The organism is Sphingobium sp. DC-2 (genome assembly GCF_000722555.1).
GTDB lineage: Bacteria > Pseudomonadota > Alphaproteobacteria > Sphingomonadales > Sphingomonadaceae > Sphingobium > Sphingobium quisquiliarum.
This window is the reverse complement of the sequence record NZ_JNAC01000009.1, coordinates 120251-129469: the sequence shown is the minus strand read 5'-3', so window position 1 is coordinate 129469 and position 9219 is coordinate 120251. Positions and strand designations below refer to the sequence as shown.

General features: G+C 65.9%; 9 protein-coding genes. 2 read left to right on the top strand and 7 right to left on the bottom strand.

The genetic code is table 11. The features are described 5' to 3' along the window. Window positions 1–30: 30 nt before the first annotated feature. A complete protein-coding gene (locus ET21_RS0102470) occupies window positions 31–2574 on the bottom strand; it encodes a strawberry notch family protein (RefSeq protein WP_030538450.1) in 2544 nt (847 codons plus the stop codon). 151 nt (window positions 2575–2725) lie between these two features. After that, a complete protein-coding gene (locus tag ET21_RS0102465; RefSeq protein ID WP_030538449.1) occupies window positions 2726–3163 on the bottom strand; it encodes an antirestriction protein in 438 nt (145 codons plus the stop codon). 240 nt (window positions 3164–3403) lie between these two features. On the opposite strand from ET21_RS0102465, the gene ET21_RS0102460 reads away from it, so the two are divergent. Further along, window positions 3404–3763, top strand: a complete 360-nt coding sequence (locus ET21_RS0102460; RefSeq protein ID WP_202807108.1) for a hypothetical protein — start codon at window positions 3404–3406, stop codon at window positions 3761–3763. A 3-nt stretch (window positions 3764–3766) separates the two neighbouring features. Here ET21_RS0102460 and ET21_RS0102455 read toward each other — a convergent pair whose 3' ends face one another. The 5 genes from ET21_RS0102455 to ET21_RS0102435 form a co-directional block, all read right to left on the bottom strand. Beyond that, window positions 3767–4000: a DUF6117 family protein gene (locus tag ET21_RS0102455; RefSeq protein ID WP_030538447.1), complete on the bottom strand. Its 234-nt coding sequence runs from the start codon at window positions 3998–4000 to the stop codon at window positions 3767–3769. Then, window positions 3997–4398, bottom strand: coding sequence for a hypothetical protein (locus ET21_RS0102450; RefSeq protein WP_030538446.1), 402 nt, complete (start codon window positions 4396–4398; stop codon window positions 3997–3999). The genes ET21_RS0102455 and ET21_RS0102450 overlap by 4 nt, the downstream gene beginning before the upstream one ends. A 73-nt stretch (window positions 4399–4471) precedes the next feature. Further along, complete coding sequence (locus tag ET21_RS0102445) at window positions 4472–4693, bottom strand: hypothetical protein (protein ID WP_030538445.1); 222 nt, start codon at window positions 4691–4693, stop codon at window positions 4472–4474. Window positions 4694–4754: 61 nt separating this feature from the next. Beyond that, a complete protein-coding gene (locus ET21_RS0102440) occupies window positions 4755–6899 on the bottom strand; it encodes a ParB/RepB/Spo0J family partition protein (protein WP_030538444.1) in 2145 nt (714 codons plus the stop codon). Between the two features lie 175 nt (window positions 6900–7074). Continuing rightward, complete coding sequence (locus ET21_RS0102435) at window positions 7075–8271, bottom strand: hypothetical protein (RefSeq protein WP_037470096.1); 1197 nt, start codon at window positions 8269–8271, stop codon at window positions 7075–7077. 312 nt (window positions 8272–8583) lie between these two features. On the opposite strand from ET21_RS0102435, the gene ET21_RS0102430 reads away from it, so the two are divergent. Beyond that, a complete protein-coding gene (locus tag ET21_RS0102430; RefSeq protein WP_030538442.1) occupies window positions 8584–9195 on the top strand; it encodes a hypothetical protein in 612 nt (203 codons plus the stop codon). Window positions 9196–9219: the final 24 nt, after the last annotated feature.

The window sequence follows — 9219 nt, the reverse complement described above, 5'->3', positions numbered from 1 at the left end:
CAAAGAATATGTGTAATGTTGAGCTCAACATTACAGGAATTCGCGCGGGGTGATGTCCACCCGGACGTCATTCCATTCCTCGGTGGGGATCTCCGCGAGACGGCGCTCCATCAGGGCTTCGCCGGTCGACACGATCTGGATCACGGCGGCATGGCCGTCGACCAGGTCCTGCTCGATCGAGCGGATCAGGGTCGGCGTCTTCATCGAGGTCAGCAGATGGCCGAAGAAGCGCTGCTTGGCGGATTCGAAGGCTGAGCGGGCGGCGGACTTGGCCTGGCGGTTCAACGTACCGCCGTCGCCGGTGATGTTGGCGGCCTGCATGGCGGCGTCGAGATTGTTATGAATGACGGCGAAGGCGCCGGCATAGGCGTCGTAGATGCCGGTCTGCTCGGCGGTGAGCTGGTGCTCGACCAGTTCGTATTCGACGCCGTCATAGGAGAGCGACCGGGCGGTGTAGAGACCGAGCGCGCGCAGATCGCGGGCCAGCACTTCCATCGCCGCGACGCCGCCATCCTCGATCGCCTCGACGAATTCGGCGCGAGTCGAAAACGGGAAGTCTTCGCCGCCCCAGAGGCCGAGGCGCTGGGCGTAGGCGAGATTGTGGACGGTGGTCGCGCCGGTCGCCGAGACATAGACGATGCGCGCATTCGGCAGGGCGTGCTGGAGTCGAAGGCCCGCGCGGCCCTGCTGCGAGGCGGCGACGTCACCGCGTTCGCCCTTGCCGCCCGCGGCGTTCTGCATGGCGTGGCTCTCGTCGAAAATGATCACTCCGTCGAAGTCGGAGCCCAACCATTCGACGATCTGCTTGACGCGGGAAAGCTTCTCGCCGCGGTCGTCGGATCGTAGCGTGGCATAGGTGGTAAATAGGACGGCTTCCGAGAGCGTGATGTCCTTGCCCTGCGGGAAACGCGACAGCGGCGTGACCAGCAGCCGCTCCATGCCGAGGGCCGACCAGTCGCGCTGGGCGTCCTCCAGCAGCTTGTCGGATTTGGAGATCCACACCGCCTTGCGGCGACCCTGCATCCAGTTGTCGAGGATGATGCCGGCCGACTGACGCCCCTTGCCGGCGCCAGTCCCATCACCAAGCATGAAGCCTCGGCGGAAGCGCACAGCGTTCGGCGCATCGTCGGGGGCGGCCGAGACGACATCGAAGGTGTCGTCGCGCGTCCATGATCCCGCGAGGAAGTCGGAGTGCGCTTCGCCGGCGTAGATGACGGTTTCGAGCTGGGCGTCGGAGAGAAGGCCATCCGAGACGATGTTGGCGGGCAGTCGGGGCCGGTAGCTCGGCCTGGGCGGCGCGACCGAGGCCATTGCCACGGATTGCACAAGCTTGGTCGGATGGGCCTGAGAGCCGGGAATACGGATCGCCTGCAATCCGTATTCTTCATAGATCGCGTCGGTGATGCGGCCGTCTTCGGCGGGCGTCCAGTCCACGGTTTCATAGGCGAGTTCGACGCCTTCGGGCTCGATCGACGCGAGCGTGGCGGGACGTGCAGCAGCGGTACGCGCGAGGTATCCGCGAACTGTCCTGGGCGTCGCGGCGGATGCCGAGATTGCCACTGGCGGGAGGGTTGCGGTCGGACGCGGCGGAACCTGCGTCGCGATCCAGCCGAGCAGTGTATCGACGTCTGGCGCGATGCCGGGCGAAGGGGGAAACGCCGAACGATCGTCGGCCGGCAGCTTGTCGATGACCGTCAGCCGCGTGTCGATGGTCGTGCCGTGCTTGGCATAGACCGAGCCGTCAACGGCTGCGGTGAAGACGATGCGGCCACGCTCCTGAAGCCGGACGAAAGCCGCAGCCCAAGCCGGATGGTCGGGGCTGAAGTTGGCGCCAGTGATCGCCACCAGCCGCCCGCCATCGGTGAGTCGGGCCAGTGCTGAAGCGACATGACGATAGGCGGCGTCGGCCACGCGGCCGGAGACGTTTGCCATCGCGGAGAACGGCGGGTTCATCAGCACGACTGACGGGGTGGCGCCCGGCGCGAGATGATCGTCGATCTGGGCGGCGTCGAAGCGCGTGACGGCAACGGCCGGAAACAGCGCGGCGAGCAGATCGGCGCGGGTCTCGGCCAGTTCGTTGAGGAGGAGCGTTCCGCCTGATATCTCCGCCAGGATGGCGAGCAGGCCCGTGCCAGCCGACGGCTCCAGCACGATGTCGCCAGCAGCAATGGAGGCGGCCGCCACGGCGGCGAGACCGAGCGGCGCCGGCGTCGAGAACTGCTGCAGCGCCTGCGATTCTTCCGAGCGCCGCGTATGCGTCGGCAGGAGCGCGGCGATCTTTGCAAGAGCGGAGAGACGTGCAGCCGGAGATGCGGCCTTACGGAAAAGCGCCTTTCCGTATTTGCGCAGGAAGAGGACTGTCGCGACCTCGCATGCCTCATAGGCCGCCTTCCAGTCCCAGGCGCCGCTGGTGTCGGATGCGCCGAAGGCTGCTTCCATCGCTGCACGGAGGATCGCGGCGTCGATGCGCTGGCCGCGTTCGAGATGATCGAGAAGCTGTAGCGCCACGGCGAGGATCGGGGATGCTCGGGTGACGGGCGCGGCCGGAAGGGCCACGGGAGACAGGATGTTCATGGGAGGAGCCTCGGGAGAGCGGAAGGGACAAGCCCGGCGGCGCTCTCTCGACCGCCCGGACTCGACCCGTCCCGGCCGTCCTCTTCCTCTCATCCGCCGACATAAAAAAGCGCCCGACCGTGAGGCCGGGCGCCAGGGAAGACAGCCGATTTCAGTCGATCGCCCGGAAGATCTCGGCGGATTCCGGATGGTCTGCGGCGTAGTCATAGAGCCGGCCATATCCTTCCGACATCGCGTCGACCGGATACTTGAAGGAGAGATGGGAGAAGGCGAACAGCGTCGCGATGATGCCGGCGGCGTCGGCCGATACCTCGCCCTCATAGCCGTTGGTGTCGCAGACGATCTGAAAGCGGGGCTTCGAGGTCGGCGCGAGGTATAGCGGCCTGCCGTCGCGCTCGTAGAAATCCCAGAGACCGCCACGATAATCGAGCGGACTGAGGCGCTCCATCAGGTGATAGACGGTCATCTCCGCAACAAGGACATGCTGACGGCCGAAGAGCAGCGGAAGAAAATCCATCCGACGCGCCTCCGGTACGAGGGCCACGGCGCGCGCAGCGGAATCGTCATTGCTGGTGTTCGTATCGGTCATGAGGATTTCTCCGGAGAGCGGATCGGGACGAACCGGCGGCGCTCTCTCTCGACCGGACCGGCTCGAACCCGTCCCGGCCGTCCTCTCACTCTGGCGCGCGGCATGACCGACTGATCGCGCGGGCTTCCGACGTGCGATGCGCGGCGCTACACTCCTTCATCCAGCACATGGGGAAACGCGGCCTCGGCGATCGGGGACGCATGTCCGCCCGACCTAGCGAGGCCCCGGAGGGAGACGGTGATGAAGGGAAGTGTGATCGGCATGGTGGCCGGAGGATGCCTCGTAGTGGGCTTTGGGGCGGGCTTCGTGCTCCGCCCGGTGATCGCGCCCAGCGGCGCGTCGGCCGCTGCGGTCGCGGGCGTGGCGCAGCCGACAGAAGAAGAGGCCATCGCAGCGGTCCGCCGCCACCGTCTCTTCACGGGAACGTCGCTCGCCAATGCGACGCTCAAGCTTGGCGATTGTTCGCCGGGCGGTGTCGGGCCTGGCGTGACCTGTATGACGCAGCTCACGATGGACACGACCAGGGCGAACGCGACACCCCAGAACCGGCCGGTCGGTTTTGCCCGCGTCAACGGTCAGTGGGAAGTGGCCGTCTGGTAGAATTCAGGCAGCCGCTTCGCCGCCCGTGTCGGGCGGAAGGTAAGCGTCATAGGGATTGCCGTCCGCCAGGTGGCCGAACGGCGTGAACATATAGTCGCCATCGTGGCGGCCGACCGCACAGATGACATAGCGCGGCTCGCCGGTCGCGGCGTCCGTGCATTCCATCAGCGCCAGGTCGCCGCTTTCCGCGGCGCGAAGCAGGGTCTGGAAGTTGGCGCGCGCGTGATCGGGAATCATCGCGCACCTCCCTCAGCCAGCCACCGGCTGGTGCTGATCCATTCGATCGTGCGGCCTGTGCCGAGGTCGAGCAGATGGGCACCGCCGGAGAAGCCGTCGATGACAGGGTCCGAGGCAATGCCGGCCCACTGAAACCCCCAAGTGCCCGTGAGCGCGAACGCCTCGGCGCAGCGTATGACGAAGGTGATCAGCAACTGCGGATCGGCGGTGCCCGGGTCGCGAAGCCAGAGGCGCGTCGCGCCGTGCTCGGGCATCAGCGAGAGCAAGAACGGCTCGGCGGGCGGCTCCTCGCGACCGTTCTCGGCCATCAGCGCGGTGTAGATGTCGAAAGCCCGCGCGACATTGGCGACCGAGCCGACGTCGAGCAGGCAGGAAAAGCGGGTGAGATAGGCGGGCATATCGGGCTCCTGAAACGAAAAGAGCCCGGCGCGGGGCCGGGCTCGTGTGATCGGGATCGTGGTTGGGAGGGGGCTAGTAGCCGAACTGCCAGGACGGCCAGTCCTGGCCGTCGTCAGCGGCCGCCACGGCCTGGGTGAGGTATTCGGGATCGCCGTCGACCACGGTGGGGTCGCGGACAGGCGTCTCATCGATGACGGTCACTCGGGAAACGAGGCCATCCTCGACCTCGACGTGGACCGGCACGAGATACTGGAAGACGACGCGCCGGGTCGGCGCAGTGCTGAATTGCACCATGTGAACGCTCCTTCGATTTGGGGGAGAGGTGCGGAGCGGCCGAGGCCGCCCCGCGAGCCACTCATTCGGCGGCGACGAGGTGACGGTCGTCGTCCTCGCCATCGGCCGGCGATTCCGAGTCCTCGTCGGTGCTGAGAAAGTCAGGCAGCTCCGCCCCGTCGGCTTCTTCGACGCCGTCCGCGTCCGATGCGGGTTCGCCGTCAACGCCGGCAAGCCGAAGCGGCTCGGGCAGCCAACCGCTGTCGGCCAGGAGACGCTCGGCCTCCTTGGCCATGTCGCCCTTCTTCAGGTGGCCGATAAGCTCGGCGGCCCGTTCGCCGGCGCCTTCGCGGACGGCTTGGAGGATGCGCGGCTTGGTGACACGGTTGAGGTAGTTGCCGAAGGTCGGGCGCCAACCGGCTTCGACGATGTCGAGCCCGGTTGCCCGCGTCAGGCGGTCGGCCTGCGCGAGCCTCATGTCGAGCGTGTGCTGCGACACGCCGCCCGCGCTGTGCGGGTTCGGCCGCTCATAGAGCGCGTTGACCCCATAGCTGACGCAGTGTGCCAGCAGAGCCATGCGGCTGGCATCGTCGAGCCCGGCGAGCCAATCCCACAGGGCGTCGTCGTCCTTCGGGATGTCGCTGGCCCAGGCGTCGTGACGCTCCTGCACGGCCTGCGCGGAGGGGCTGTCCTTCAGCGCCTCGTCCTGAACGGGGAAGAAGATGTGTTTCACCCTCGCCTCCATGGCGCCCGTGTACATGCGGGTCATGAAGTTGTCCGAGACCAGCTTGTGGAGAAGCGCCGTCATGGCGATGTGCGGATTGTCCGCAACCGCGTTGCGCAGCGCGAGGGTGCGGTAGGCGGTCAGCTCGATGACGAGGCGCTCGGGCAACGGCCTGATGCTGTCGTCCTCATCGTCCTCCTCGGGTTCGACTGGCTGGCCGCCAATGGTGATGACGGCGCGTTGCACCGACGGGCGATCGGCGTCGACGGATTCGGTGTCTGTCTCCGATCCCTCCTCGCCATCGGCACGGACCGGCGGCACGTCTTCGGGCCGGACGAAGCCGCGATCGACCGAAAGCGATCCGTCGGCGTCGATGCTGACGAAGACACCGGCGATGGCGATGTCGGCCGGGTCGAAGTGCTCGGGGCGATCGTCGAACGCGGCCAGAGCCGTCTCGATCTCGCCCATACGCTCGTCGACCTCATCGGGCAGCTCGTCGGCGTCCTGATATTCCGCTTCGAGCCTGGCCTGCTCGGCGGTGAGCGCCTCGATGGTCGCCTGTTCCTCGGCCGACAGATCGATCGGTGCGCTGGGGACCTCGTGCAGGCCGCGTACCGCGTCGTAGGGGAAGCTGACCGCGACCTCGATCCACTTCCAGCCTTCAGTGGCGATCACCTCGGCCTCGGCCTTCAGCTTCTCGGCGACGAGGCGATCGAGAAGCCCGACGTCCTGCAGCCATCCGCCATCATCGGCCTGGAACAGGTCGCGCATGACGATGCCGCCAGCCGCCTCATAGGCGTCGATGCCGAGGAAGACGGCGCGCTTGTCGGAGGCGCGCACCGTGGTCTCGGTCAGCATGCGCCGGATCTGATAGGGCTCCTTCGACCAGGCGTCCTTGATCGCGTCCCAGACCTGGGTCTGACGCTCGTGGTCTTCGGAGACGGTGAAGGCCATGAGCTGCTCCAGCGTCATGCCGTCGTCGGCATAGACGTCGTGCAGCGCGGGCGACACGGTTGCGAGGCGCAGCCGCTGCTTGACCACGTTGACGGGCACGAAGAACGCCGCGGCGATCTCCTCCTCGGACATGCCCTTGGTCAGCATGTCGTGGAAGGCGCGGAACTGGTCGAGCGGATGCAGCGGCGCGCGCTCGATATTCTCGGCCAGCGACACCTCCTCTGGAAGGATGATGCCATCGCGATCGCGGACCACGCAGGGCACGGGAGCGACCTTGGCGAGACGCTTTTGCTTCACCAGCAGTTCGAGCGCGCGGAAGCGGCGGCCGCCGGCCGGCACCTCGAACATGCCGGTCTCGACGCCTTCGGCGTCAACGACGGGAAAGACGCTGAGGCTCTGGATCAGGCCGCGGCGGGCGATCGAAGCTGCCAGGTCCTCGATCGAGACGCCGGCCTTCACGCGCCGGACATTGGACTGGCTGAGCACCAGCTTGTTGAAAGGGATGTCGCGCGAGGACGACAGGATGATCTTCTGAACAGCAGTAGCCATCGGGATTTACTCCGCGACGGGCGGCCGAGAGACTCTCTCTCAACCTCCAACCCGTCACGAAGCGAAGCGCCGCCCTCTTCCTCTAAAGGGGGCAGCGCCACGAACCAGCGAACCTGATAGGCACGGAAGCGCAAAGCCGGAGACACGGAAAATCGCATCCCCGGCTTCGCGGAAATCAGGCGGCTCGATCGAGCAGCTTCTTGGCCTTGCCCTCCATGTCGAGGCGGGCGTCCTGATGCGGCTTGTCGCGCGCGACGGCGGTGATGCCCTGCACGAAGTCGAAGATGCTCTCCGGCGGGCGGCCTTCCTCCGCCAGCACCCTGTCGATGATCTTGCCGGTCTCGGCCTTGGAGAAACCGCGCCGACGAAGGAAGTCTGTGCGGTCTTCGTCCGTCCTGGCGACGATCCGCTCGCGGGCGGCCTTGATGCCGTTGACGAACGGCAGGGGTGAAGAATTCGCGAAGTTCAACAGCGTTGGGGCTGCCTCGTGCGCGAAGCGATTGGCCGCATATTTGGAGTGGCGGATGGTGATTTCCTCGAAATCTTCCACGCCCCACAAATTGCGATTCTGGCAGACTGCGCGGAGATAGAAGCTCGCCATGCCGAGCGTCTTGGCGCCGACTTCGGAATTCCAGCAGTAAAATCCACGGAAATATAAGTCGGGCGAGCCGTCAGGAAGGCGCCCAGCTTCGATCGGATTCAGGTCATCGACGAGGAAGAGAAAAGCGTCGCGGTCGGAGGCATAGAGGGTGGTCGTGTCCTTGGTGATGTCGACGCGCGGATTGTAGATCCCGGTCGACCAATCGAGCACGCCCGGGACTTTCCAGCGTGTGTCGCCTGTGCCGTTGCCGGCGATACGTTGCACGGCTTCGACCAGCTCGTGGTCGAAGATCCGGCCGTATTCCGGGCCGGTGACGGCGCGCAGCTCGACCCGGCCACCGTCGGTTTCGAGTGTCTTGATCTGCTCCGCCCGATTGGAAGTCAGGCCGTATTGCAGGTTGATGGCGGCGAGCGCGGCCGGGAGTTGTCGCAAATAGGCGGCTGGTGCGCCGACCAGGCTGGCCAGTTGGCCGAAGCTCCAATGGGTCGGGGCGATGGGCGTATCCGTGCCCGGCAGGATCAACGCTAGCCGTTCCGGGTCGCTGCGGTTCGCTTCGACATGGATCAGGGCGCTTTCCACCACGCGGGTCCGGCTGCGATCTGCGCGGTCACGGACGGCCCGCGCCAGCTCGGACAGCGACAGGTAGCGCTCGTCTGCGGGCCGGGAAAACCATTCCGACGAGACGCGGCCGATTCGCTCGCCGCGGCTGACATCCACTTTGTAGCCGCCGCTGGTGTCGCGGCGGGCGTCGAGAACTGAAACCTGGGTCATGGGACCAATCTCCATGACGGGCGCCGGAGACCTCTTCTCCAGCCCTCAACCCGTCACGGCAAAGCCGGTCCGTCCTCTTCCTCTAAAAGGGGCGTTGCGGGGCCTCCCGCAGAAGGGGTCGGCCGAGACGCAAGGCTCGGACGCGGGGGAAGGCTTTCCCCTCCTGACGGTCCTAAGACTTTTGACATTCCGCCTGAAGAAAGAGTGCGGACGAACGGCGGCTCAATCTGCTACGAATAGCTTGAGCCATTTGGCGATGAAGGACGATTACTCTCGGCCCATCAGCTACTCTAACGGCCGGGGAGGATTGTCATGGATTTCGAGGATCTTGTTACGGCGCTGTCGCCGCCGCCAAACCGGGTCGGAAAATCCGACGGCGAACACGAACACCATCTCTACGAAGGCGCGGTCATGGTCGCCTATGCCATGCACCTGTTGCGGACGCAGGATACCCAACACGTCCGTGTTCACCCCGATGGAGAGCACGGCAAGCAATTCGACTTCGCGGCCTGGCTGGTTCGACGCGACTTCATCAAGATCTCCAGCATCGGCACCACCAGCTATGGCGGCACCTACCGGAACGCTGCGGGCCAGGAGATCACCGTCAATCCAAAGTCGGGGCTGGGTGACGTGGTCGCAGAGGTCGGCAACCAAATCATCTCCGCCGAATGCAAGGGCGGGATCATCAACACGAGGCATTCGGGTCAGGTGTCCCGGCTCTACAAAGGTCTGTGCGAGACGGTCGGCATGCTGATGGCGACCCCATCGCCAGGGCGTCAGATAGCTGTCGTGCCTTTCACGGAAGGCACCTTGCGTCTGGCGGAACGACTAGCGCCGCGTTGCGCGCTGGCCGGTATCGAGATCGCCCTGGTCGGAAGCCGCGGCGAGGTCAGGGACGTGAGACCGGTCCCGGTCGCGGGGTGAGACTGTGGGGCTGGGTGCATCGTC